Source organism: Paenibacillus sp. FSL H8-0034 (assembly GCF_038000305.1).
Taxonomy (GTDB): domain Bacteria; phylum Bacillota; class Bacilli; order Paenibacillales; family NBRC-103111; genus Paenibacillus_S.
The window spans coordinates 2534234-2560577 of record NZ_JBBOBS010000001.1 but is presented as its reverse complement, the minus strand read 5'-3'; the positions used below and the strand labels follow the sequence as shown (position 1 = coordinate 2560577).

Genomic DNA, 26344 nt, shown 5'->3' with positions numbered 1-26344 from the left:
CTTCCACATTCACTGTAACAAATCATTGTGATCCCATGATTACAGCTGTGTGAAGCAGGTGTAAACTCTCATGCTACGTGTTTGCTGAAATGGACTGCTTACGTCTGTTCATTATGCATGTGCAGGATCGATAGTAAGTCATCCAACGAGTCCCATACGTAATCAGGTTGAATCGGAGAGTGTGCGATATCACTCTTTGCCGTGACCCCCGTCAATACAAGCGCCGTGTAAAAACCATGATTCGACCCGAATAAAATATCCGTCTCCAGCCGGTCACCTATCATCAGACAACGATCAGCGCTTAGACCGCTCCATTCCTGCACTTTAGCTGCATAATGCTCGGATGGCTTGCCGATAACGGCATGAGGTGCTATACAGCTTGCCGCTTCTATGGCCTTCACCATCGACCACGTATCCGGGATGACGTCTCCGACAACCGGACAATTCGGATCCGGGTTCGCAGCGATCAGGGCAGCTCCATTGCGTACAGCCGTCATGGCTTGATGAAGCTTGTCGTAATCAAAATGCATATCCATACCTACAAGCACATGTGTAGCGGCAAGCGGGTCCATCGTATGCTTGACCCCCTGCTCATCCAGCTCGCTGAACAATGCCGGCTCCCCGACTGCAAATACCAGCGGCTCCTGCATGCCTTCACGCAGATATATAGCTGCCGTAAAAGCGGCCGTCACGATTTCCTCCAGGTGCGCCTCAAGGCCAAGCTTGCGCAGCCGATTCACGCAATCCATACGGGTTCGTGTCGTAGTATTGCTCAAGAACAAAATCCTCTTTCCTGTTTGCCTTAACACGGCCAAAGTTTCCGAGACACCCGGGAGCAGCTGTTCCCCTAGTAAAATCGTTCCATCCAAATCAAAAAAGTAACCATCCAAATCCATCATATCCGGCAATCTTCGAGCATCTCCTTTCTTGGAACAACACAAAAAACCCTCTATCCATCAAACGGAATCGGCGCGCCCCAATAAAGGCGGTTCCACTTGCTGCATAAAAGGGTTTTCTCTTCGGCTCGTACCCTTGTATATTCGATTAGTTATTACATCTCTTACTTTACCAAGCTTGTGTTATCGGAGCATCAAGCGGAAGTTAAGGTTTTGTAAACCTATGGCATCATCAGGTCCAAAGCCGCTTACTGCCCATCGATACGGCGCTGGCCCCAGCCTGTAAAGCCATTGTGATCTCACTGTGATCATGGATTAATCCACCTGCAATAATAGGTATTGAAATCGTATCACATAGTTTGGTAATCACACGAGGTATCAATCCAGGCATAATTTCAACAGCATCAGGCCCACTCTGCTCAATGTTGTGGATGCCATGCTCCAAAGCCGACGTGTCGATCAAAAAAATCCGTTGGATCGCCATCAGCCCATTTTTTTTGGCATGCTTTACAAAATGGCTCTTCGTGGATATGATGCCAGTCGGCCGCAATCGCTCGGCTACAAACTTCATTACAATCGGATCGCCACCCAATCCCGTAATAAAATCGACATGGAGGAAAATCTTCTTACCGGCTTGTTGCACTTGTTTAATATAATCCTCCACGGTCAGCAGATCGCCGATCAGCAGGAAAACAACCGGACTGTCACTACGGCAGGCCGCCTGCAAATCCTCCACCTTGCGTACTGCTGGTATGATCCTTTTGGGGCCCCAATAATCATGTTCAATAATACTCATTAGCCAACATCCTTTCCATCTCTTAAGCCTACTCCAATTTAACAGACTATTGTTTGCGCAATATTAACTTGAATCAACAAAAAGTTTACTTGGACTGTTATGTCCAGCCCAAGCAAACTTTATATTCAACCATTTTGTTCATACAGCTTCGCTCACCCAAACCAACTCATGAAACGAAGCTGATCAAACCTAGTTAATAAAATTGACTTTGCTTAAGAAACGTTTCAATATAACAGCGGATTGGGCACGTGTTGCGTAGCTTGCCAAATCGAGCGTGTCGGGTGTCATTCCATTCATCAGACCCGCATGAACAGCGGTAGCTACCTCGGATTTAGCCCAAACGATCTTATTGGCATCCTTGAATGGCGCCAAGGTTTCGCTTTGCTGTGCTGCCGAAATCGCCGTATCCACGCTTACGAAGGACATGGCACGGACGACCATAGCAGCCTGCTCCTCACGTGTAATTTCCTTATCAGGACGGAATGTACCATCCTCGTAGCCGCTGATCAGACCTACTTTCGCCGCCGCAGCCACCTCAGGAGCATACCAGGCATCGGAGGCTACATCGCGGAAATCGCTCTTCGCAGCAGTTGGGCTTATACCCAAGGCACGAACAAGCAGTGCCGCAAATTCCGAGCGAGAGATATTGCGATCACCCTCGAAACGGCTATCGCTAACCCCATCAACCACCAGCTTGTTGGCCAGCAATTCCACGTCCGCTTTTGCCCAATGGTTGGCCAGATCGGTGAAGCTTTTGTTATTCTCCATTACGGTATACATACTGTTGCCATTTCGTTTAAGTGTAGCTGTTGTCTGACCATCCTTCGTTTCGAAAACGGTCGGAACGAACCGGAGCATTTTGGTTTCCGGGATAAACTGTACACCCGTCGCTTTTTTGAAATCGACTTCCTTGCCAAGCTTTAGCTCGCGAGCCACATAGGTGGAGCCAAAGGATATAGGAAGTGATTGGCCACTCTTATTGACTGCCTGAACATCAAAATCTACAGCAGTAGAGACTTGTTGTCCGCCTGCTTTCACCACAGCTGCTGCAACTGCTGCCGCCATGCTGTCGTCAAGCTTCTTGATCGTCACCTGGATCGTCAGGTCATTCACACTTACACCCAGCTGCTGTGCCAATCCCGTTAGATTTAAAGTGGATACTGGCAAATAATAAGCAGCATTGCTATCGCCTGTAATGACCAGCGTGCTTCCGTTTATTTGTGATGCATCCAACAGCCCGGCCGCACTGAGCTCCAGCTTCTCGCCTGTCATATGCACCTCAACTCTGGTTCCAGCAGCAAATGCATTTCTGAGTTGACCCGCATCCAGCTTGCCATCGACGGCTTCAAGCTTCACGGACTGTTTGCCATCACCGTTATTGCCTGTTCCGGATGTATCGGATGTATCCGGGGATGATGTGGAGCCGCCTGAACTCGAATTGGACGGTTTGAGCACTACCGTAACGTCAATGGAAGCGGTCGTGTTACGGTAAACAACATCAATCACTGTAGAACCGGTTATGAGCGCCCGCATCTTACCGTTCTCTACAGATACAATGGTATTGTCACGAGGTGTATAGGCTGCATAAGGAGTTACAATTTGGCTATCCTTTGCAGACAAATAGGTAACATTGTCGATGTTCTGTTCTCTGCCCACAATAATCGTATATTGCTTCGGATTCACACTGAGTGTATAGGTTACTGGCTCAGGATCAGGGTTACCACCACCTGGGTTTTCTCCTGGGTTACCACCTGGATTCTCTCCTGGATTACCGCCCGGATTTTCTCCTGGGTTTTCTCCTGGATTACCTCCTGGGTTCTCCGGCTCCTGCCCTTTGACCTCAATAGAGATCGGTTTCGTATACAAATCATATTTCCGGCTGGCGTCCATGGCGGCTGTATATCTGAGCAGCACATGTGCGGTTCCTGACTTTTTGGCTGTTATCTTGCCTTGATCCACCCCAATGAAATCTTGACCGTCCAGCAGCACGATTTCCGGTGTTACGGTCGATTTGGTGCCTTTGTAGGTTTCGACGGTTGCATGTAAGGACAAGTCTTCATCCTTCAGCATGACATAGTTGTCTTTCTCCGGTTTAACCGAAGCCGCCCAATTCGCAGCCCATAGCGCATAATCGGTCGTCAACCCGTAGGCTCCTAGTGCGAACAAGTTTTTAAGATCATCCTGGTTATTAATGGTCCACGGCGATACGATTAATCCACGGTGCTTGGTTGCCTCCAGAAAGTTCTTGCCGATCCCATAATAGCCTACGTTGAACGTGGCATTAAGACCTTGAACCGTTCTTAGCGCATCACGCAGTGATTTATTGGCGTTCGTCTCATTAGAGCTGATGTTGTTTACCAGCAAGCCCGAAGGCATCTCCGGCATCTGATCAGCCAGCAGCTTTAATTGATTCGAGCTAAAGGACATCGAGTCGACAAGACCCTCTGCGTTCATCTCTTTAAGCAGCTTGACGTAGGCATCAACAGCAGCTGGCGTGCTCGTCTTGATTTCAGCCATAACCATTTTCCCTCTGCTTGCAGCCAGTTCAATCTGCTCATCCAGTGTCGGAATTTGAACATACGGAAAGCCTGTTGGGAACGGCTTATTGGCATTCAGTTTCTTTAATTGCTCCAGTGTAAAGTCCTCAACATTTCCTGCACCATCCGTTGTATGCGACAATTCAGCATCATGAATAATGACTAGACGATTGTCCTTGGTTACATAAATATCATTTTCAATAAAGTCTGCTCCGTTATCCAACCCAAGCTTGTCACTTTCGATCGTGTTCTCGGGAGCGCTCGTCGGCATGCCTCTATGACCGATAATATAAGGCTTACGGATCAATGTTGTATTATTCGAATACAGTTGAAAGGCCGTGAAAGCTTCATTTGGCGAATCCGTGACGATTCCGTTCACTCCGGCGGTAATCAAGCTGTGCATCGACAGGCTGTGACCAATCGCTCCAGCCGTTTCCTTCGACCATACTACGATCAGCCGCTGCTGAAGGTATGCAACATTGTCCATGGAGGCTGCACTCTGTGGCAGCAGTGCGATCTTGGCCAGGCTGCGTGTGGTTTGTCTACGAATGTCCAACAAGCCCTCTTGCGTTACATCTCTAATATTACTGAAATCTACAATACCACGGATCATTGGATAGGCCGTTCTTGCCCTCTTAACCAAATCCCCCTTGTCAGAGATGACAAAAGCATCTTCCATACCCTTGTTCTTCAGAGCATCCATCAGCTTATCCACAGTCTGCTCATCCTTGACGTAGAAAGCAGGAATCATCCGGTTTCCGATTGCGTCCAAAATAACGTCAAGAGTTGCAATTTCCGTCTGGCCTGTTGGATCTGTAGCCTTTAAATCACTGTTCACATGGACCATTACAGTCGCAGGCAGAACAGGTCCGGTTAATGCTGTCAAATCCTTCATCGTCTTCAGCTCGGTGATCACAGACGGGGCCATGGAAATCCGGCTTTCCGGTTCTGTAACCTGAACGAATCGATCACTCGGCATCGGTGGCAGCGCCTCCTGCTGCAAAGTGATTCGAATATTATCCACCTTCATTTTACTTCCGTTGGACTGAAGCCCAATTCTTCCTTTCGTGTACGCCGTTGCAGCGTTGGTGTCTATCATTACCCGGTCATTAATCAATTGCTGTACCCGACTTCCATGGGTCTTGACTGTATAATGATAAGTTTTGGCTGCATCAATAGCTTCCGTATTCGATCCTGTCTCCATTACGTTCCATGCATTGGCAGTTGTTCGCTCGGCAAATTCAATCCCATTGGATGCAGTTGCATCCTTCCTAACAGCCATTTGGTAGTAGGGATAATCATTGTTTTGTATTCTGTACATGATCGAGTGCCATCTGGCCGCATCATTTGCAGCCAAATGCGTAACATCAGCTTCAATCCTGTAATTACCGAACAACCCCAGGTAATCGGGAAGCAGCACTCGGGAAGGATTATCGGGAGCAGCACTCGCATTCAGCTCAAAGGCACCGGATTTCACCACAGCCGCACTGACTGTAGTCCCCTCTTTTCTCGTCCATCCTTGAGGCAAAGAGCCTTCTGCGGCGTTATCAAAATTCTCTTCGTATAGTGTATATTCAGTATCACCAGCGTTTTTAACGACTAGAGCCATATTCGCTGTAGCGCCACTTGCTGCTGCACTAAGCGTATAGACACCTTTTGTTTGCGCCGTTATTTTGCCATTCGCTACAACAACGTCAGGACTGCTGGGAGTCCAGGTTAGTTCATCGCCCTTGATAGTTCCCGATGAAAAGTCATTAAATTCCGCTTTAAATATAACCGAATTCAGCAGCACATCCTGACCAGCAGTAGCCAAAATATAACCGTCATCATGTTTGATGGATGTCGCCTGAATCCCTGTCAGAGACGGTGTAACCGTAATTTCTTTAGATACTTCCTGGTTATAATAAACAGCTTTAACCATTGCTTTACCCGGCTTGATAGGATAGATCTTATTGTCAATAATTCTAATAATGCTTTCATCCAATGAATACAGCTTCACCCGTCCATCGGAAGGAGAATCTGTCACGCCATCCGAATAATACACACTGGCTGTTACGCTAGCCCCTCCTGTCAGGGCCTCAAGTGTGCCAGGCATTGTCATATCGAGCCGATCAGCCGTTATACGGGTCACTTTCAGATTATCGAAGGATACGATACTCTGATCGCCTTGGAAACCTATTGACCCTCTTTCTGGCAGCACATCCGGTGTCAAGAACTTGTCCCCTTTGAGATCAAAAGCAGGCGCACTCTTATCTTTAAAATAATCCTGAACATGATTATCGAAGACTCTTACTTTCATCGTATAATCTTTGTTCAGTGCCAGTGCTGATCCGGTAATGGTTATAGGGGAGACCCAGTTGCCATCAGCCTTTCTGTAAGCAACCTCAATAATACCATTTGGCTTAATAGCCATTTGCGAATAAGGAGGTTTGCCGGTGGAGGGTGCCCGGAACATGATGGAACCCCATCTGCCTGTATTCAACCATGCATCAAATCGAACATCCGCTTCAATCACATAATTGTCCCATTGAACCGGCGCAAGAATGCGGCTTTGCGTGCCTGACGAGTTACCATTAAATGCCATTCTTCCATTGCCATATGTATCTTTCACTACGGAGAATGGGGGGCTACCGGCATTAATATCCGAAATCCATCCATCTGGAATTTGACCTGTAGCATAATTGTCGAAATTTTCCTGAAGGATTACATTGTTCAGGCTGCCTGAAACCGGACTGCTGTCCACAAGCGTAATGTTTCCAAATCCGGACGTATCATTCCAGAAGGAAAACGAGTTATAGGCACTCCAGAAGCTGGTTCTATTCTTGGCATGGTCCGTATCATATCGGTCTGTAGCGCCAATTTCTAAACCCAATTGTTTTTTTAACACCGGGTCAAAATTGATCATATCCCACGGCAATGCGACTTCAAGAGACCAACCTGTAGCGGTTTTATTGATGGCTCTCAATATTTTCTTATCATCCTTGGCTGCCTGACCATTAGCTGCAGCACCATAATGAAATTCCGGTACCGTCGTATTCGGTTTATATACAAAACCCAGCTGCATATCATCGGCCACATAAGGTGTGGATTGATGAAGCTTGGGATCCAGGAATACATTAATATTGTCCTGTTCAAACCAATCCCCCGTTCCACCACTCGTGAGCGTGTCGTCATCCGTCTGAATACCCATATATAAATATTTGTTATCCCACAGTAAGCCGAATTTGCTGTCTTTAAAGGTGCCTTCGCCTACACGTGCATTCAGTGGCTGATCAATTTTCCAGACGGAATCATCCAGCTTCCCATCAATTACCGGTGCTGTTAACGTCTTCTTCACATCCAGCGATTTTCTCCCTGTATCCGCAGCATGAACCTCGGATGGAAGCATAGGGACTTGAAACATACCGCTTATTAAACTTATTATCATGATTACAACTACATATTTGGCATGCTTTTTCATCGAGTACCTTTTCATAAATTTTCAACCCTTTCATGAGTTCATTTACAAACCATCGACATGTGATCATCTGCTGTTAAGTCCGCGGTCTCCTTCCTTTGAACAACACAAAAAACCCTTTATCCATCAAACGGAAGCGGCGCGCCAAAACAAAGGCTCTTCCATTTGTTGCATAAAGGGTATTCTCCTCGACTCGTACCCTTACCTATTCGTTTGTTTGCTACAATACCTACTTTATCAGTCGTTTGTTATCAGAATATCAAACGCAAGTGAAGAATTTGTAAAATGCCTGTTCATAACAGAAGCCCTTAAACTGATAGCAGCTTAGCCTTTCTTTCAATCAGCGCCGGTGCCAATGGTCACTCCGGGCATAATCGTAACCACGTGTCCGGTGGAAGGCGATTGAGCAAAATTTGCCAATTTCGGCATAATTAATTTGAACTTCGTCCACACAGTAGCTGTAATCTCGAAATGCAGCTTCATTTTAAACAACACAAAGAACCCTTTCCTAAAAAAGGGTCCCAGCAATGAATAACAAATTACAGCAGCGCTTCAATCTCAGAGGTCATGTCTGCAGGCGAAACCGTGGGTTCAAAACGTTGGATCGGATTACCATCGGCATCAATAAGGAATTTGGTAAAATTCCATTTGATATCGTTGCCCTCAATCGTACCCGCTTTAGTCAGCATATTGTGCATCATTTTACCAGTTCCGTCGTTCAGGTCAAAGCCTTTGAATGGCAGAGCTTCTGTCAAATAGCCGAACAACGGATGCTTGTTGTCACCCAGCACCTCGATTTTGTAAAAGAGCGGGAAGGTAACGCCATAATTAATTTGGCAGAAGGTGTCGATCTCTTCATTAGTGCCAGGCTCTTGACCGCCGAATTGATCGCAGGGAAAGCCAAGAATAACAAGTCCTCGATCACTGTAGCTTTCATGCAGCTTCTGCAGCTCGGTATATTGCGGTGTAAATCCGCATTTACTTGCTGTATTCACAACGAGCAGCACCTTGCCCTTATATTGATCCAAATGCACTTCTTGACCTCGAATGTTGGTAGCGGAAAACGAATGAACTCCCATAGTTTATTCCTCCTGTGTAAGTTGATGAACTTGCTCGAGCAGCTCGGTAAGACGCTTCCTCATTGTGAAAGCTTCTTCTTGAGCTATGTCGATCTGGCAAAATACGCGTTCAGGCACCTCTTGTGCTTGCTCCTTAAGAGAATGCCCCCGATCCGTCAGCCGGATGATGACATTGCGCTCGTCCCGAGGGTCACGGTTCCGTCGAAGCAATTCCATGCCCTCCAATTTCTTCAGCAAAGGCGTAAGGGTACCCGAATCCAGATACAATCGGCTGCCCAACTCCTTAACTGTGAGGACATCCTGCTCCCAAAGCACCAACAGCACAATGTATTGGGTGTATGTAAGTCCCAGCTTATCCAGCACCGGCCTGTACAGCTTTGTCATTTCCCTTGAGAACGCATAGACCGCAAAGCATAATTGATTATCCAGCTTCAATATTTCATCTCTGTTCATAAGCATCTCTTTCCATTCAATTAAATTGTATACAATTTAATTTCATAAAATCAATTTACCTCATTCTTATTGAAATGTCAAGAAGACTGAAATTCAAAATTGTAGCTCCTATCCTAATTTTGGGACAATTTTCGCAAAAAAATCCCCCAGATGGGGGATTCATCTTCTCAGCTATTGTTCAAAACCATAAATCTGCAGCTCATGAATGGACCAGTAATTTCCACTCGTACCGGTTTGCACAATTTTTACATATCTGGCCTGCTGCGGGGTGAATTTTATTTCCGTTACCTTATTTCCGTTACCGGATGCGATCGGCCCTGTCCAGGTTAAGCCATTGTTCGACACATAAACTTCATATTTACGTGGGTAATCGTTAGGCGATCCCTCCGTCTGAAGCTCTATTCGATTGATCGTAAAGGGATTCTTCATATCTACCTGATAATATTGTCCCGACGTCTGCGCGGCGCTAGTATCCCACCTTGTATTGCTGTTATCATCAATCGCGCCTTGTGGCTTCCCGCCGGAACTGCCAGAGACTATCCAATCCTTTCGTTCCAAAGGCACATAATCCGTCGCGGCTGTCTCGACTGTTTGCGAAGTCCCACTTACGCCTGGCAACCTTATTTGATACTTGTATGTTGTTCCAGCCAAAGTGCTGCTGTCGATGAAACTGGTTTTCTGCACGTTAGCAGCGATTAATTCGTAGCTCATACTTGAATCTGAACTACGCCAAATATCATAGCCCTTGGCTCCCTCCGATTCCATCCAGTAGAGTTCTATTGAATGCTGCTGTATAGGCGCCGCCTTCACCCAAGTCGGAGGTTTTGGTTTAACATCTTCAGAACGTGTTAGAATATATTGAACCGCTTCACCCGGACCAAGCGTTTCCCTTAACTCCAGATCAGGGGAAGCCTGTAATCCCGATATATACGTCCGTGCTTCCTCATAGGTGCTGCCTGGCCCGAATCTTTCCCCTTCATAAATAGTCTGCTCAGGCATCGTCACCTTGACAGCTATCGTCTGTGTGCTTTTCTCAAAATTAACGAAGTTCAGCAATATTTTGTTAGAGGTTCCCTGCGATCCGGGCAAAGGCCTCAGCGAAGACGTGTCTACCCCACGGAAGTATACCAGCTTATCATACAAGACATTGGTATTCGTTATTTGGTAAACTAACGGTTTGCCATGGGTCGCATAGGCCAGATTAAGCCGTCTCATAACCCCTGCCCGGGAATCTGTTTCCGAAGTGTTCCCGTAAATTCGTGTTGTAGCAGGATTGTGGTTATTCAAATTAAAGCCCGTTTCAAACAAAGAGTAGTTGGGATAAAAGGCAGCATGATGGGTGAACATGTCTGCATAACCAATATGAGCGCGCATAATCCGGTCAAAAACCGCCGATTTCGGTTCTACCGCCCCAAATTGCTTAGCATCCATATGAGTATCCGAGGTACCATATTCGGTATTCAGCATCAGCTTCGGCAAACCGTCTTCGGCTCCACCAAACGTCTTCAAATTTTCCACAAAGCTTCCGCCCACACGATCCGCAAATGAGGAGCCATAGGAATGACCATTGGTTAGATTCGTCACATTTTCCAGCTCCCTGCGCTGGGACGGATCGCTTTCCCACCCGTCAGGATCCCCGCATTGGCGTTTTCCATCGGGCAATTGATTTTTGCAAGCTTTCATTTCATATGGGAGAGCATAGGCCCAGCCTGGGGCAACGGTCTTCAAGTGGGGTGCCAATATAGGGATATTGGCATTTAACCAATTCGCTATGGCCAGATTTACTGCTTTGGAACGATTAAATAATCCAGGCTCGTTATCGATCTCATAATATTGAAAAAGAGAACCATAATTTTTTACGTAATTATACAATTTATCCTTGGCATCATCGGGAAGTGTTCCATCCATTTTCAGCTTGATATTGCCTGTGTGCAAATGAAACGATACAGCTTGAGTATTATAGTCCCGTAATGTCTCGTAATAAGTCCCAATAGCTGAACAAGCGTTCTTCACATCGGTAGCGCAGCCGGTACGCATCACATTACCGCTATAAGCGATGCCCATCCATTTCAAGACATAAGGGAGATGCCGAACGGCCCCTTCGTCGTAGTAAAAGGACATATTGTTGAGGCTTGTACCTGATGCGATATAGCTGCCATGAATCGGTTCCTCCACAGGTGTAGATAAAGCTTTTAACCCGATATAATCCCACTTCCACCAAAGATATTCATTCTCCGACGCCGAGCAATATAAGCAGCCTGCAGCCTGCAGCTCCAATACGTTGTTACCCAGCTGCAATTGCTCCTTCGGGATGTAAAGCTTGTATGTTTTTTGGAATGGGTAATCGCTTGTCGTACCACCTACGCCAGCGATCTGAACAATGCCCGATAACAAGCGGTTGGTGAAGACAGCCATTTGAGGGACTGATTTGTAAGCATCGAGTACTTTGAACTGTAAATGTACGCCGTATTCCGGGATTGCTTCCAACGAATAATTAATGCTAAATGACGGATTCACTGATTTATTAAGTCCACTCGGCACACTCTTCCAATCCGTACTCTTCATGGAATCGGCAGAAAAGCTGTAGCTTTGACTCCCGATATCCGAATCACCGAATTCATTAAAGGAATCATCCTGTTTCCCCAGCAGCCATATCCAGCTGTCCTGGCTTAGCAAGGCTGACGCTGGCTCAGCACGCGTTAATTGATCGGCTGCCTTGCATGGGTTGCAGGAAACTAAAGATACAATGAACAAGCCTAGCAGAACTGCTGGCAAGACAAACAACAAAACCAGTTTTCTTTTCATGGTGTGTCTCCATTCCTTTTATTGAACCGCGTCCTTCATTTAGGAATAAATAACGCACTCTCCGGAATGATTTCTTTGGCTTGGGACAGGCTTGACCACATGACTTTGGCTGCCGCCCCTGCCTTATCATTGTAAAACTCTACTTTAAAGTCGACGGGCTTTCCGGCGGTAAGTGCAATCGTGCCGGATCGTTCAACCCAGCTTTGGTTGAACCAGCTGTCTATAACTAAATTCCCATTCACCCAAACTCTTATTCCGTCATCGCTCAAGGTGGATATCGAATAAGTTTCCGTAAAGCTGGGCCAAAGCCTGCCCGTCCATCTCACAGAGAAGGTGTCTGCCTGTACAGCGGTAGTTGGAGCCAATTGCCGCCAATTGAAGTCGATATTAGGATCTTCACGAACTTCCTTAAGGTCTGTAAAGTCCTTATTATCATAATATTCGGCTACCAAACCATTCTTACCGACAGCCTTGCCGGGCATTCGGAGAGTAAGTGGAACCGTCCCCCGCTTAATGGATCTTGAGCTGGTATAAAAGGAGTGGATACGCTCTGCGGTGTTATTTTCGGTCAGCATTTTGCCCCAAACCATCATATACGCCCATTTTGGCTGATTCTCAAGGACAGCAGGGTCCGGGATCTCGCCGGTTTCTCCAATCGCCACTGGTTTGTCTCCCGCAAGCTCAACAATCTTGTCATAATATTCCTGTCGGAAATCATTACCATAGATGTCCACAGCCAGAATATCCACCTTGTCAGCTCCAGGATAAGTCAGCGTATATGGATCGGCCCATTCCGTAGGCGCATTTGGACTCCATACCCACAGAAGATTGTTCAACTTATGCACGTTTACGTATCGGTCATACATGATATTCCATAGAGCAGAGAAGTTATTCTTCTTGCCCCACCAAAACCATCCTCCGTTCATTTCATGATACGGACGCCATAATACCGGAACCCCAGCATCCTTAAGCTTAATCAGCGATACGGCCACCTCATCCAGGTCCGCAATCAATTTGTCATATTCCTCAGTTCCCGGCGTCACATACTTATCGAACTCAGATTGACTCATTTCCTTCTGTACATTGGACCAGCAGCGGCAAGTATCGGGAATGCTTTCATGATAAGTCATCGTAACAAGACCACCTGCCTTATTCCATGCGATCGCGCTGTTCACCACCTTTTGTCTTTGCGAGGCTACCTCCGAAGGGGATTGATTCATAATGGCTCCAAGCTCATAACCGTGGATTCCCGCGTTCTTGCCAGTCTGTTTCTTTAACTTGTTGTTCAGCTCATCCGGGCTTTCCAAGTAATCATGCTGTCCACTTATGATTTTCGTCCCTGATATCTCATAGAGATTGTGCAATACTGCTTTTGCTTCGGTTGATGCTATCGGATTTACCGGAGCAGATAAAGCTAACGAAATATCTGAATCACCAGGAAAATGAGGGGTAACCAACGTAAGTAACAGTAAAATAGAAATCACTTTTTGAACCACACCCACCCTTCTGCTATGCTGCAGCAAAATCATATGGTATAATTTTCGCAAAACTTATGCTTGTTAAAGGAGCTGCTGGTGAGTGAATCCTAATTCTAAGCTGTCCATGCCAAGAGGTTGTATTTGGGCTATTGTCATAACCTTGCCGATCTGGTTCATTATTTTATACTTAGTGGTCAAATAAACAATCGCCTTCCATCCCCCACAAAGAGAATAAAAGGCGGTTGCTCATTCCGAATATCCGCTTTCATATGAATTGATGAAGCGGTATGTCCTTCCATTCCATGCAAATTCGAACGATATCCTCCTCGATCAATTCCGAACCGGTCTGTACCTCGATAAGCTCCATATCAGTTATAGCCAGAATGCTGTGTTTGGTCCCTTCCGGAATACGGACTACATCACCCGCCTTCACTTGAAACGGCTTATCGTTGATCACAATATCAGCAATGCCGCTAATGATGGTCCATACTTCACTTCGTTTATAGTGAAGCTGGTAGCTAATATTTTTACCTGCACAAACCATGATGCGTTTGGTCAATACTTCATTACCTTCTTTATATTTGATGTAGTCAACGACGCGATACCGTCCCCATCTCCGTTCCTCGTACATCGGCCGCTGTTCAATATGATTCATAACTTCCTTAATTCTTGGACTTTCCGCTTTGGAAGTGACCAATATGCCGTCCGGGCTTGCAGCCACTACCACATCGTTCATGCCGATCACGGTAACCGGGATGTCCAGCTCATTGATCAGGTGTGTATTTATGGAGTCCTCCGTAATAATGCCCGTCCCGATCTGGGAGCAGCTCATTTCCTCTGTCAACGTATTCCAGGTGCCCAGATCCTTCCAAAATCCGCTATAGGGCAGCACGACTACATTGTCTTCCTTTTCCACAACCTCGTAATCAAAGCTGATTTTGGGCAGGTCTTTATACTGCTTGAGCATCTCCTCATACTGAATGGGAAGTCCTTTCTCAATCAGCACATTAATCAAGTAATCGAGACGGAATCCAAATACCCCGCAATTCCATAGAGCATGACGCTGGATCAAAGCTTCGGCTTGCGTACGGTCAGGTTTTTCCCTGAAATGACTGACCTGAAGTATATTAGGATCTGCAGTATGAGGCTCGGAGGGCACGATATAGCCATATTTCTCTGAAGGGACGCTTGGAACGACACCGATTAACGCCAGGTTGGCATTCGTCTCTTGAAGAACCTGCTCCAGTTGCTTGATAGCTTCGAAGAAAGCTTCATCTACATAAGGATCGACTGGCATGACGGTTATGACGGTATTAAGCGGAACGTTGCCCATCGAATACATGTATGTAGCCGTGAGCGCAATAGCAGCGAAGGTATCTCTCCTTTCGGGCTCGACAATGATCGGGACCTCGTTCCCAAGCTGGCTGGTCATCATATCCATTTGAGAGCGGTTTGTAGCTATATAAGCGGAATCTGTCAAACCTGCGTTATTTAGCTGCCTCCATACTCTCTGTACCATAGATTCCATCTCATGGTTCGGATTTTCGAGTATTTTCAAAAACTGCTTGGATCTTGAATCGTTGGACAATGGCCAAAGCCGCTTACCCGAGCCTCCAGATAGAAGAACAAGTTTCATGAATGTCACTCTCCCTATGGTTATGATTAGTTAAGCCTATCCGACATGGACCTGAGAACGGAAAGCTGGTATAGGTTCAGGCCTTCCTATTGAATAATAATGAAGCCCTGCTCCTTCGATCTGCTCTTTACTGTACACATTTCTTCCATCAATAAGAATCGGTTGTTCCATCACATAGATTAACTGTGACAATGAAATCTCCTTGAATTCCTGCCAATCTGTCAGCAAGCACACAGCATCCGCATTTGCTGCAGCATCCAGCGCATTAGCGCACCACGTGATGGAAGGGTGGTCGAAGCTATCCTTGAATTTGTCCATGGCAACAGGATCATAGAGCTTAAGCCGTGCACCCAAGCCGATCAAGGCTTCAATAATTTCAATCGAAGGCGCTTCGCGGATGTCATCCGTGTTCGGTTTGAAAGATAAGCCCCATATCCCTATCACGGTGTTATTCAGTTGTCCGAGCGACTGCTTCAGCTTCTCAATCACTTTGTATCTTTGCGCCTTATTGACTTCCACCACCGACTTCAAAAGCTGGAATTCATAATTAACATTACCCGCAATCTGGATTAATGCTTTGGTGTCTTTAGGAAAGCATGATCCTCCGTAGCCAATTCCGGCATTCAAGAACGACGGACCAATTCTGGGATCTTTCCCCATTCCTAAAGCGACCTCCATTACATCAGCCCCCACCTTTTCACAAATATTTGATATTTCATTGATAAATGATATTTTCGTTGCCAGAAATGCATTGGAAGCATATTTGATCATTTCCGCGCTGCGAATATCCGTGACGAAGATCTGGTCCGTGAAGCTGCTGTGCAACTCCACCATGGTTGCTTCTAACTCCCGGTTATCCAGCCCGATCACAATCCGGTCAGGATGAAGCGTGTCCTGTATAGCCGAGCCCTCTCGTAGAAACTCCGGTATGGAGACAATATCAAATGGCTGCTCCGTTTGACCCGCTATGATCTGGCGTATTTTCTCATTCGTTCCAACGGGAACGGTGCTTTTCGTAGCGATGATTTTCCGGCCGTTCATGGCTCTGCCTATTTCGCCTGCTGCTTGCTCAATATACTGCAAATTGGCTTCACCGCTTGGCAGGGAGGGAGTACCTACCGCTATAATAATAAGCTCGGATTGCCGTACCGCCTCGACCAAGTTGGATGAGAACTTCAAACGTTCGGCTTGGACATTGCGCTCCATAAATGCTTCGATTCCTGGCTCGTAGATGGGGGAAGCTAGATTGTGCAAAGCCTCAATCTTATTGATATCCTGATCGACACAAGTAACGTGATTGCCCATTTCTGCAAAGCATATTCCCGAAACAAGTCCGACATAACCGGTTCCAATTACAGCGATATCCATGCCGTCACCGTCCCTCTCTGAATTTTTCATAAGCTTTGCCTATATAATTTTTGAAATTCACCATGAATGCCTTCTCATCGAACTTCCGAGCGTGGTTGACGATTTGCTGTACATCCCAAGCGTGATTTTCGACTTCATTTATAGCAGCATCCAGATCATCGATTTCTTGACGTTTGAAGAAAATCCCGTTCAGCTTCGGCATGATGGTATCAAGTGCGCCTCCAGACTGATAAGCGATAACCGGCCTTCCTGCAGCATTGGCTTCAAGCGGCGTAATGCCAAAATCCTCCTCACCGGGAAAGATCAATGCTCGGCACTCGGCCATCAGCTTCGTAACGTCCCCATCCTCCAGCCTGCCGAGAAATTTCACATTACTTTTAGCCAGCTGACGCAGCCGCCCAAGATCGGGCCCTTCTCCGACGATATACAAAGGAAGTCCATTGCGGCTGAACGTCTCCACGGCCAGATCAATCCGTTTATAGGACACAAGCCGGGAAACAATCAAATAATAGTTCCCGATTGTCGCAGAGCTGTGAAACCTCGATGTATTGATCGGAGGAAAAATAACGTCGGAGTCGCGGTTATAATAATTTTGAATCCTGTTTTTCACAACGGATGAATTGGCAACGAATTGATTTACGTTCTTTGACGTCCTTTGATCCCAAGTTTTAAGCTGCTGCATGTAGATCTTCAAAAGCTGCTTCAGTACATTGGATTTGGACTGTCTTTGCATGTAAGTGTCATAGTCCCATGCAAACCGCATTGGCGTATGGCAGTAACAGAGATGGAAAGTCTCCTTCGGCACTTGAATGCTTTTCATGAATGCGCTGCTGGAGCTGAGCACCATATCAAATTCACGGAAGTCGAAATCCCTAATCGCAAATGGGTAAAGGGGAAGCATTCCCTTGAAGTTATTTGTCCCTCCTGGCATTTTTTGAAGCCAGGATGCACGTATATCCGCATCCTTAAGCGCGTCAAGCAGCCCATTGCTGCTAAAAACCGTGGTGAAAATAGGCGCCTGCGGATACATATGATGAAAGACCTCTACGACTCTTTCGGCACCGCCCATTTGAATCAAATAATCATGCGCTATTGCTATTTTCATTTGATCCATCCTTTTTCCCCATGGTTTAGTTAAATATTGGAAATTAATCCTTCATAGTAGCTTGTGATTTGGGTAACGGTTCGTTCAATGACAAAATGCTCCTGCACACGTTTCCTGCCATTCTCACTCATTCTGCGTCTTTCTTCCGGATTTCCCAGCAGTTCACGGATCGAGCGGGCTAACAGAGCGGGATCTCCAGGTGTGATAAGCAGTCCTGTTTCACCGTGTACGACAGTTTCAGTGGGTCCGCCCTCATTAGAGGCAATAACCGGCAGCCCTGCTGCCATCCCTTCCACGATCACTTGTCCGAAAGGCTCAGGTGTAATTGAGGTGTGGACGAGAAGGTCAGCTTGCTGCATCAATTCCTGAATATGCTCGACATGCCCGAGTAAGGTTACATTCGTTAGCCCGTATACTTCAATCTGACGAATAAGCTCCTCCTTATAAGCATCCTCTCCAAAAAGTGCATCGCCAGCGAGCCAGAACTGGACATGCTGGTCAGGCAAAAACGACCTGGCCGCCTCCAGCAAAATATGCTGGCCTTTCCATTCGGCAAGACGCCCAACGAGCAACACAGTGAACTTTGGTTTCAGCACCGTTACGCCCGGTAATGGGTTGATAGCCTTGGCAAAGGAAGAATAGACGACCAATGTTTTCTTCGATTTCGGCAGCTTCAAGGCATTTAGAGTAGAATTGGAATTGGCAATGACACCGTTAGGCAGTATACGTGACAACAACCGGATGGCCTTCGCTACAACTGGCTTCAAATAGGGCTCGCCGATGTGGTCCCTGATGTGCCAGATCAATGGAATTCCAGCCAATTTCGCAGCAACTGCACCGTAAAACGCTGATTTCAAGGAATTTGTATGAACGCAGACGACCTGCTCTTCCTTCAAAATTCGGGCAAGCCCTCTTCCGTAGGACAGTAATTGAAAGGCTGCGGAGACAATCTGCATATTGACGGCATTCCGGTTGCGGTTCCTGACTTTCTCATTCATGGTGATCACACGAACCTGGATTCCCTTTTCCCTCAGTCTGTCGGCCAGGACGCCTTCCTCCGCCAAAATGACCAACGGTTCCACATGGCTGCCCAGATGGGTCAAAATATTATAAAGGGCAACCTCTCCGCCACTCCATCTGGCAGTATGATCAATGTACGCTACTCTTAACATCCGCATCATGCCTCCCTTTCCGTGTGCTCGGTGTCCATAAATTGCGATCCCGGCCGTCGGTGCTTTGATACTTGCCAAGTACCGTTTCAAAAACAGCTTCCACCTGGTTCGTTACATGCTCCCACGTATAGTTGTCCAGAATATGATTCCTGCATTGTTCAGCGGTAGGCCACTGCTGCTTATGCTTCAGTAAACGAATGATCCCTTCTGCGATATCGCTGCTCTTCTCGCTCTTGAACAGCATTTCGGGGCGGAACTTCTCTAATATTTCCCGGCTACCCCCAACAGGCGTAGCTGCAACGGGAAGCCCTGAGGCCATGGCTTCGACGGTAATCAATCCGAAGCCTTCCAACGATTGGGTAGGAACTACGAACAAATCAGCGGCCTGATAATATCTGGGAAGATCACTGTCAGGGATGTAACCAAGCAATCGAACTTTGCCTTCGAGACCGTACTCCGCGATTCGGCTTTCCAATTGCTCCTTTAGCGGCCCCCTCCCTCCTATCAAAAGCATAGTATCAGGAAAGTGCTGAACAACTTCCTTCCACGCATCGAGCAATTGCAGCAAGCCCATTCGATTAACAAGTCTTCTTACCGTTAGCACCGTTGTGCCATCTTCTGCCAAGTCAAGGCTTCTCCGAACCTCCCTTCGGTCCTCGGACGGCTGAAACCGCCGTATATCAGCCGCACCGGCAATTATGAATATCTTGTCAAATGGAATCCCATATTGATGGTGCAAAACGTCACGGAAGGTTTCACTCAATACGATGAAAGCATCAGCAAGCCTATAGGCCTTCATTTCCATCGACTTGGCGATCCATGCTTTGATATGGTGCGTTAGGCTGCCCCCTTCTGCACGTATTTCCTCGCTCCACGGACCGTGAAATGCCATGACTACCGGAATATTTCGCTTCCTGGCTTCCTCGGCGGCTCCCACGCCATATGGAGCAAAATGCGAATACAGGATGTCAATCTCCTGCTCATCCATCAGCCTGGCTGCATACGTGCGGAACATGCTCCGCCTCTTCCCGAGCTTCATATCAGGATCAGTAATGCTGGTAATGCGCATTCCCTCTTTAGCCTTGGGGTTATCCTTACTGCATACCAGAGCATGCAGCTTACTCCGCTCTGAAAGATTTTCGCAGATATTCTTAAAGTAGGTATTCAATCCACCCGCCTGGGAAGACGGCCAGCCCATCCCGATAGACAAAATTTGCAGCTTATTGGATGGCATATTTCTTTCCCTCCTTTAGCGGTTCTTCTTCATGTCGATGTTTCACCTTGCTGTGAACAAGAGCACTTTCATAGTGCTTTAAGCAAACCAGAAACTCGTACATCGCCCAGAATATAGCAACGGCAAGACCGGGGACACCTTTTTTGTACAATCCCTGAATCACATATTTTTGTATAAAACGCGCCGGAGGACGGTACAGCAATCGAATCCATCTAAACGGCTTCCCCGCAATTACGGCCTCCTCCGCCTCTAAATCGGTATATTTGTTAAACCTGGCAACATGATCGTTAATGCTGCGGAAACCGTAATGCCATAATGTCCCTTGTAAATTCATAACCTGTGTATTCGATACATCCGGTATTTCATGAACCAGGCTGTCTTTATATTGAACGTTGTTTCGATTATATAAACGAACCAGACGTTCTCCCTTCCCCATCCAACGACCCAAAAAATCTCCGATTCGAAAGACAGCATAAGCTATTTTCCCATCTGATAAATCTCTCTTTCTCTCCAGAATGGACTTGGCTAAAAGCTCGCTCACCACCTCATCGGTATCGATGACGAATATCCAATCATGTGACGCCCGCTCGCTCCCATAAATACGCTGCTTGGCATAGCCAGGCCACAGATTCTGATATACCTTGCAGCCTAATTGCTCGGAGACTCGAATGGTACCGTCCTTGCTCCCTCCGTCAACCACGACGATCTCATCGGCGAAAGCTTTGCAGGAAGCTATAGCGCCGGCAATCCTTGATTCATCATCCTGCGCAATAATGACCGCAGATATGAGATACTTCCCTGCAGAAGCACAATGGTCGATCATCGGACTTACACCTCCTTTATTCCCTGGATTCAGCAGACTTGTTCGCTTTATACGCAGATAACGCCGATATTAACCAACGCACATCTTCCCTGGTAATCAGAAGCCATGGGATCTTCATCTTCAAGGTAAATCGTACGTTGATGAGAATGAACAGAAATCGGATTAATACGGACGACAGCATCGCTATCCCTGCGCCGGTAAGTCCAAGCTTTGGAACGAGCAGCATCAGCATCGGAATGACGAGCAGCAGTCCAAGCCCTTGAAGAATCGTGACAACCTTCGGTTTACCGAGCGCCATGAAAGCTTGGGCCAGAACCATCGTTCCACCGGATATGGAAACCTCCAGCAAAAGCAGCCTGAACACGCCGAGCGCCTCCCTAAATTCATTACCATACAGCAAGGTCAGGACAAAAGGCGCAATGACCATAATGGCTGCCGATACCATGATGGCGATACAGGTACTAATACGAAATACACGAAAGGTCAACTGTACCACTTCATCCTTCGGTAAGCCGGATGCTTTGGGAAACAATACCGCGATAATCGAAGTGGAGAAGACGTTGACCACCCGTGAGAGGCTGACTGCAACCGCGTAAAGTCCCAATTGCGCTGGGTTCAATAACCCAACTATGACAATCTGATCAATATAATAAGAAAGATTACCCATTAAATCGTTACCGTAGGAGCCAATCCCATAACTAATTAACTGCTTGAAGGTTTGAAAAGCATCCTTCAAGATGATTTGATAGGCTTGGATTAAACGCAGTGTCGTCCATATATAGAAAGGAACCGCCGGAGCCAAATACGCGACTGCCGATGTATAAGCATGCATTGTTCCCGACAAGATCAGAACACCCAAGCAGGCTAGCGTACTTAATGGAATCAGAAACCGCAGCCGGTTGTACAGCTTGTATTCTCCCCTCACCTGCATCATCGCATTGTTGATTTGAGAGAGAACGATCAAGGGAACAAAGAGCATCGACCATTGTGAGAACAGTACGACATTATGGGAGTACGAATTGAGCCAATAGGGTAGAAAGATAATTCCAGCAGCCATGGCTATCGTTCCCGCAGCTAGCCCCATCCACAATGCAGTCGTATACAGCTTGGCAGCATCCTGTATGTTCTTTTTGACGTTGTAAATTAATGCTGAAGGAATACCGAAAGTAAAGCTGAAGGCGAGAAACTGTGACCATAACACCATGGCCGTCTGCTCACCTCGTCCAGACGGTCCCAGAAAGCGTGCGGTTAAAATACCCGTAAGCATATTAATTCCTAATATCAAAATACTGAAGAGCATCGTTCTGATTGTATTAGCCATATTGCTCTTGCTGGACAATAGTGCTTTAAGTAAACCGAATATCGGCCTAATCCGGACTAACTTTAAGTTGATCTGCTGCTGCATCCGGGCTTCGCCTCCTTCCCTGTGTTATGGCTTTATGCGCCACGATCCCTATACCCACCATCTTCCACAGCAGAAAGCCCCTCAAGCCCGTATAGCCATTCTCAAACATCAAGCTCGCTATGCTGCCTATTATGGAGGCAACCGCCATACTTCGATATGATAAAAAACCAGCCATTCCCTCACTTCGTGTAATTAGATATTTGACCATCAGTGTCAGCCCTCGGAAGAATAGAAATCCTCCAATAATACCAAATGTAAGAAAGACGGCGACGAACCCGTTATCGAATATGCCAAATTCACCAAGCGCGCCCCCATTGTCCAATTTCGTTCCGACTCCTATACTTCCGAGTCCCAATCCTTGCGGTTGGCTGAGCATCATAGGGAAAACCGTATGAAAAAAATCCAATCGTTCGTTGTAGGAATGGTCGTCCTGGATGGCCGTCATCGTTTCCAGCCTGGCGATAAGCACCTGTGCACCTGGCAGCTTCGGAATAATCCAATACATAGCGGTTACAGCCACCCCTATTTGAGTAAGCAGCTTCCATTTATGCGTTCCCGATGAGAGCATCGTATAAACAGCAATATCGACGAATAGCAGCAGCCATGCCGAGCGAACAAGTGTGATGAGTAAGCCTACGGCTACCAGCAGGATACCTATCCAGCCCAAGGCTCCGCGCCATCGTTTTTCCAGAATCATCGGTGCAAGCGCAGTTCCCATAAACATACCGGCAGGTCCCGGCGAATTAAGGGTAGAGAATACACGTATTTCCAGCGGATAGGGCCTGCCTATCGAGCTCATTTCCACATGATTCATCCAAAAAGCATCCCATGGCGGTACCGTCATATACTGGATAATTCCGTAAACCGCAACCAGAATCGCTATATTGGAGAACGTGATAAGCAGCCGGTCCAAATCTTTCTTTTCAAATGGAGCAACGGCAAAATACGGAATTAACAGCATCGGAATCAGATAGTTGACCAAATCGTAAAGGGTGCCTGTCCCGTTCTTGGTAAGACCGATTACACATCCGTAGATCAAAGCCAAAGACAGGAATAAAAGCACTTTGCGAATGGGTGAGTCGATTTTGTGTACATTGGCCAGCACCGGAATAATGAGAACAGCACTTGTAAGAAGCGGTGCCAGACTTAACATCGAAACGGAATGATAGGAACCTTCAAGCCAATCCTCGATTCTTCTAATCTCAGGGCATACGGCCCAGACAAGCAAAATATAAGGGACAATCTTGCGTGATTCAAGCAAAGCCATAACGAAGGCCGGAAACAAAATCACTGACAAAATTGCAATCTCTGTACTGATGGCATGGCTCAGGCTTGCGCTGGAAAAGCCAATAATGATAGAAACAAGCAATGCAGCACATATCCATAAACCAACGACAGCCGCATTATTCATGAAGGGATATGAATACAGCTCTTTTATCGTTCTCATAAGCCCTCCGTCTTGTGCGTATTGACAAGTCTTCTCTTCTTCCATAATGCAAGCAAGCCGTATACCAGTATGCCGATCAACACACCTGCCATATCAAGAACAATATCCTGCGGTCTGGGCCCGCGATCGATCGCGTACAGCTGGTGAAATTCGTCCGTCACAGCAAAGCAGACCGATAGCAAGACTGTAATGATCATGGCATTGGGAAGGCGAAGCTTTGTCGTATACCGGATACCTCTAAGCAAGCTTATGCTCAGCAGGAAATATTCGATGACATGGGCGAGTTTACGGATCATAAACTCAAGCACTCCACCCGGACCGTCTTTATTGCCATCAATCGTTAGTGAGCCGTATTGGATCTTGATGCTAGATAAATAATCGCTCAAGATGGTACTATGCACCACATACGTTAGCTGCGCCTTGATCGTCTGCTGCTCGTAGGATTGGGAGGAAAGGACGAATATGACAGCCATCACGATAAGGGCGGGTACCCAAATTGTAGTCATCCTCCGGGTATTCCAGCCGAATGATTCATCATTCATTACGCTCCCCTCCGTTTCAGCTTGAATTGCTTCCTGAACTCCTTCCATACCATAACGATAAACATAGAATCATCGACCAAATAACGTTTCCACAGTCTTTTTGGCTCCTGTACAAGTCTCCAAAACCATTCAAATCCTGTTTTTTGCATAATATCGGGAGCTCTTTTGACCGAGCCAGAAATGAAGTCAAAGGTAGCCCCAACTCCAATAGAAACCGGAACCTGATAATTCAAGTAGTGCTGGTATATCCATTTCTCCTGCTTAGGAGCACCTACGCCAACAAATACAATATCCGGCTTCGCCTCAATCAGCATCTGAACGATGTGCCGGTTCTCCTCTTCTTTGTTCTCAAAGCCGTATGAAGGCGAATAACAGCCGACGATATTCATACCTGGAAATAAGGATTTAAGGTTTCTCATCGCTTGTTCTGGAATTCCAGCTGCCGATCCCAGGAAAAACAAGCGGTATTGCCTATCTTCAAAGGCCTCTCCCAGTTTTTCAAACAGATCGGCACCGGATACCTTCTGCTTCAACGGCTTCTTTAGCACCTTCGAGGCCCATATAATCGGCATTCCGTCTGCGACAATCGCTCCGGCATTTGAATATACCTTTTGAAATTCGGTATCCTTTCTAAGCTTGATCAAATGATCGACATTGCAGGTTAAAATGTAGGAATGTTTGTTTTGGCGAATTACTTCATCAATGAATCCCAGCAGATCCATAAAATCATAATTATCAAAATTGACATTGAACATATTCACTCTACTCATGGGATCACATCTTCTTTTTTGGGGATTATCCTGGATAGCAGATACAGGCAGTTCAAGTACCAACAGAACGGAATAATGAATTGCACGGTAGACAATGTATTATCCGAAAAGGAATACAGGAAGAACCCGAATATAAATGCCAAATAATAAACCTTTATGCTGGGAGCTAGAGTCCGGTAAATCAAAGCAAATACGATCAGCAGTGACAGAAATAGCAGTCCGCATCCGATGTAGCCGGAATCGTAGTAGAAGCGAATATATTCATTATGCGGAACAACAAATCCCTTATATAAGCTTCCGTCATTTGCAACCGTAACGGAGCCAAGCCCTCTGCCTGCCATCGGAGAATCTTCCACTCCTTTCAGGAAGAATGCCCAGGCCTCGGTTCTGCCGGATAAGTCAATTCCCGTACCTGTTTGACGTTCAAAGGAACGCTTCGTCATATTGTCCCACTGTACATACACAGCTGCCGCAAGCAAGGCTACGGAACAAACAAGCGGAATAATCAGCATAGCTTTGCCTTTGACATATTGTCTGACGATATCAAAGAAGTAATATGCAACCATAGCCAGCATGGCCAGTATCGGACCGCGTGTTCCTGTTGCAATGAGCACTGCAAAATTAGCGGCTAACGTAAAATAAAAAAACGTCGCCTTATCCGGATTGCGTTTCGTTTCAATCAGAGCAATCGTAATTCCCAAAAAAGCCAGCATCGCCAAGTGTGGTGCAATATTCGCTCCCTGCACCCTGACAGCTCCTGTGAACTCGACATCAAGGAAAGAATACAGATGTGCGAGCTGAAGGACGAGTCCTGCTGCAATGCTTACCAGAGGAAGCAGGCAGATGATTTGAATATGCCGCTGCGCCATCTCCTTCTTCCACTGGATCAGCAGAAAGACGAACGGCAGTGCGAGTCCGATAAAAGCTTTCAGCGATAAAGAAGCGCTTAGTCTCGGGTGCCATTCCGAGAAAAAAAAGGTTAGAAACAGCATGGCGGCAAACGCAACAATGGGATACACAAATTTCAAGCGAATACCGTTTTGAAGCATACAAGGGATAAGCAGCACCAGGATCCCAAGCTTATACAACGAGATCATTTCAATACCGAACACATCAGCATCAATGATGTAATTGACTGATATGGCCGTAGACAGCAGCACCGGATAGCTGATTCGTGCCGGGTTATGAACGGTAACAGCCAGCAGGAGCAGGAGAGCTGCTCCCAAGATACTCAAGATGGGCTGGTAAACCGCTGCGATTCCAGTTATCCATGCAGTGGTTACATAGGCAGTTGTGACATATACCGGCTTTTTCAACTGTAGATGAAGGTCCGTCATAGGC

At 46.6% G+C, this 26344-nt stretch carries 19 protein-coding genes; all 19 read right to left on the bottom strand.

From position 1 onward, the window contains the following. Positions 1 to 98: 98 nt before the first annotated feature. Positions 99 to 899 (bottom strand): HAD-IIA family hydrolase, encoded by an 801-nt coding sequence (locus NST47_RS11560; RefSeq protein WP_341155274.1) that lies wholly within the window; start codon positions 897 to 899, stop codon positions 99 to 101. Positions 900 to 1128: 229 nt separating this feature from the next. Beyond that, positions 1129 to 1692 (bottom strand): glycerol-3-phosphate responsive antiterminator, encoded by a 564-nt coding sequence (locus NST47_RS11555; RefSeq protein ID WP_341155273.1) that lies wholly within the window; start codon positions 1690 to 1692, stop codon positions 1129 to 1131. A 189-nt stretch (positions 1693 to 1881) separates the two neighbouring features. Beyond that, positions 1882 to 7689, bottom strand: coding sequence for a glycerophosphodiester phosphodiesterase family protein (locus NST47_RS11550; protein ID WP_341155272.1), 5808 nt, complete (start codon positions 7687 to 7689; stop codon positions 1882 to 1884). Between the two features lie 333 nt (positions 7690 to 8022). Continuing rightward, positions 8023 to 8181 (bottom strand): hypothetical protein, encoded by a 159-nt coding sequence (locus NST47_RS11545; RefSeq protein WP_341155271.1) that lies wholly within the window; start codon positions 8179 to 8181, stop codon positions 8023 to 8025. A gap of 44 nt (positions 8182 to 8225) precedes the next feature. Continuing rightward, positions 8226 to 8765, bottom strand: coding sequence for a glutathione peroxidase (locus tag NST47_RS11540; RefSeq protein WP_341155270.1), 540 nt, complete (start codon positions 8763 to 8765; stop codon positions 8226 to 8228). 3 nt (positions 8766 to 8768) lie between these two features. Beyond that, a complete protein-coding gene (locus tag NST47_RS11535) occupies positions 8769 to 9218 on the bottom strand; it encodes a MarR family winged helix-turn-helix transcriptional regulator (RefSeq protein ID WP_341155269.1) in 450 nt (149 codons plus the stop codon). A gap of 171 nt (positions 9219 to 9389) precedes the next feature. Continuing rightward, a complete protein-coding gene (locus NST47_RS11530; RefSeq protein ID WP_341155268.1) occupies positions 9390 to 12023 on the bottom strand; it encodes a discoidin domain-containing protein in 2634 nt (877 codons plus the stop codon). 35 nt (positions 12024 to 12058) lie between these two features. Then, the gene (locus NST47_RS11525; RefSeq protein ID WP_341155267.1) at positions 12059 to 13519 is read right to left on the bottom strand and encodes a glycosyl hydrolase; all 1461 of its coding nucleotides are present in this window, start codon (positions 13517 to 13519) and stop codon (positions 12059 to 12061) included. A gap of 247 nt (positions 13520 to 13766) precedes the next feature. Next, a complete protein-coding gene (locus NST47_RS11520; RefSeq protein ID WP_341155266.1) occupies positions 13767 to 15137 on the bottom strand; it encodes a sugar phosphate nucleotidyltransferase in 1371 nt (456 codons plus the stop codon). Positions 15138 to 15173: 36 nt separating this feature from the next. After that, the gene (locus tag NST47_RS11515; RefSeq protein WP_341155265.1) at positions 15174 to 16505 is read right to left on the bottom strand and encodes a UDP-glucose dehydrogenase family protein; all 1332 of its coding nucleotides are present in this window, start codon (positions 16503 to 16505) and stop codon (positions 15174 to 15176) included. Between the two features lie 4 nt (positions 16506 to 16509). Beyond that, positions 16510 to 17610 (bottom strand): glycosyltransferase, encoded by a 1101-nt coding sequence (locus NST47_RS11510; RefSeq protein WP_341155264.1) that lies wholly within the window; start codon positions 17608 to 17610, stop codon positions 16510 to 16512. A gap of 29 nt (positions 17611 to 17639) precedes the next feature. Then, the gene (locus NST47_RS11505; protein WP_341155263.1) at positions 17640 to 18782 is read right to left on the bottom strand and encodes a glycosyltransferase family 4 protein; all 1143 of its coding nucleotides are present in this window, start codon (positions 18780 to 18782) and stop codon (positions 17640 to 17642) included. Then, the gene (locus NST47_RS11500; RefSeq protein ID WP_341155262.1) at positions 18760 to 20016 is read right to left on the bottom strand and encodes a glycosyltransferase family 4 protein; all 1257 of its coding nucleotides are present in this window, start codon (positions 20014 to 20016) and stop codon (positions 18760 to 18762) included. Before NST47_RS11500 ends, NST47_RS11505 begins: the two co-directional genes overlap by 23 nt. Further along, entirely contained in the window at positions 20003 to 20839 is an 837-nt protein-coding gene (locus tag NST47_RS11495; protein WP_144026399.1) for a glycosyltransferase family 2 protein, read from the bottom strand. Before NST47_RS11495 ends, NST47_RS11500 begins: the two co-directional genes overlap by 14 nt. Positions 20840 to 20855: 16 nt before the next feature. After that, the gene (locus NST47_RS11490) at positions 20856 to 22244 is read right to left on the bottom strand and encodes a lipopolysaccharide biosynthesis protein (protein ID WP_341155261.1); all 1389 of its coding nucleotides are present in this window, start codon (positions 22242 to 22244) and stop codon (positions 20856 to 20858) included. Then, positions 22207 to 23691: an O-antigen ligase family protein gene (locus tag NST47_RS11485; protein WP_341155260.1), complete on the bottom strand. Its 1485-nt coding sequence runs from the start codon at positions 23689 to 23691 to the stop codon at positions 22207 to 22209. The genes NST47_RS11490 and NST47_RS11485 overlap by 38 nt, the downstream gene beginning before the upstream one ends. Beyond that, positions 23688 to 24233: a VanZ family protein gene (locus NST47_RS11480; RefSeq protein WP_341155259.1), complete on the bottom strand. Its 546-nt coding sequence runs from the start codon at positions 24231 to 24233 to the stop codon at positions 23688 to 23690. The genes NST47_RS11485 and NST47_RS11480 overlap by 4 nt, the downstream gene beginning before the upstream one ends. Next, positions 24233 to 25003: a WecB/TagA/CpsF family glycosyltransferase gene (locus NST47_RS11475; protein WP_076229381.1), complete on the bottom strand. Its 771-nt coding sequence runs from the start codon at positions 25001 to 25003 to the stop codon at positions 24233 to 24235. Before NST47_RS11475 ends, NST47_RS11480 begins: the two co-directional genes overlap by 1 nt. Then, entirely contained in the window at positions 25000 to 26340 is a 1341-nt protein-coding gene (locus tag NST47_RS11470) for an O-antigen ligase family protein (protein WP_341155258.1), read from the bottom strand. Before NST47_RS11470 ends, NST47_RS11475 begins: the two co-directional genes overlap by 4 nt. Between the last annotated feature and the right edge of the window lie 4 nt (positions 26341 to 26344).

Excerpts from the sequence above, each read along its gene's own strand:
- NST47_RS11555 (WP_341155273.1), bottom strand. The coding sequence starts at position 1,692 with ATGAGTATTATTGAACATGATTATTGGGGCCCCAAAAGGATCATACCA.
- NST47_RS11540 (WP_341155270.1), bottom strand. The coding sequence starts at position 8,765 with ATGGGAGTTCATTCGTTTTCCGCTACCAACATTCGAGGTCAAGAAGTG.
- NST47_RS11485 (WP_341155260.1), bottom strand. The coding sequence starts at position 23,691 with ATGAGAACGATAAAAGAGCTGTATTCATATCCCTTCATGAATAATGCG.
- NST47_RS11530 (WP_341155268.1), bottom strand. The coding sequence starts at position 12,023 with ATGAAAAGAAAACTGGTTTTGTTGTTTGTCTTGCCAGCAGTTCTGCTA.
- NST47_RS11505 (WP_341155263.1), bottom strand. The coding sequence starts at position 18,782 with ATGTTAAGAGTAGCGTACATTGATCATACTGCCAGATGGAGTGGCGGA.
- NST47_RS11495 (WP_144026399.1), bottom strand. The coding sequence starts at position 20,839 with ATGATCGACCATTGTGCTTCTGCAGGGAAGTATCTCATATCTGCGGTC.
- NST47_RS11560 (WP_341155274.1), bottom strand. The coding sequence starts at position 899 with ATGATGGATTTGGATGGTTACTTTTTTGATTTGGATGGAACGATTTTA.
- NST47_RS11535 (WP_341155269.1), bottom strand. The coding sequence starts at position 9,218 with ATGAACAGAGATGAAATATTGAAGCTGGATAATCAATTATGCTTTGCG.
- NST47_RS11515 (WP_341155265.1), bottom strand. The coding sequence starts at position 16,505 with ATGGATATCGCTGTAATTGGAACCGGTTATGTCGGACTTGTTTCGGGA.
- NST47_RS11520 (WP_341155266.1), bottom strand. The coding sequence starts at position 15,137 with ATGAAACTTGTTCTTCTATCTGGAGGCTCGGGTAAGCGGCTTTGGCCA.
- NST47_RS11480 (WP_341155259.1), bottom strand. The coding sequence starts at position 24,233 with ATGAATGATGAATCATTCGGCTGGAATACCCGGAGGATGACTACAATT.
- NST47_RS11510 (WP_341155264.1), bottom strand. The coding sequence starts at position 17,610 with ATGAAAATAGCAATAGCGCATGATTATTTGATTCAAATGGGCGGTGCC.
- NST47_RS11500 (WP_341155262.1), bottom strand. The coding sequence starts at position 20,016 with ATGCCATCCAATAAGCTGCAAATTTTGTCTATCGGGATGGGCTGGCCG.
- NST47_RS11475 (WP_076229381.1), bottom strand. The coding sequence starts at position 25,003 with ATGAGTAGAGTGAATATGTTCAATGTCAATTTTGATAATTATGATTTT.
- NST47_RS11470 (WP_341155258.1), bottom strand. The coding sequence starts at position 26,340 with ATGACGGACCTTCATCTACAGTTGAAAAAGCCGGTATATGTCACAACT.
- NST47_RS11490 (WP_341155261.1), bottom strand. The coding sequence starts at position 22,244 with ATGCAGCAGCAGATCAACTTAAAGTTAGTCCGGATTAGGCCGATATTC.
- NST47_RS11550 (WP_341155272.1), bottom strand. The coding sequence starts at position 7,689 with ATGAAAAAGCATGCCAAATATGTAGTTGTAATCATGATAATAAGTTTA.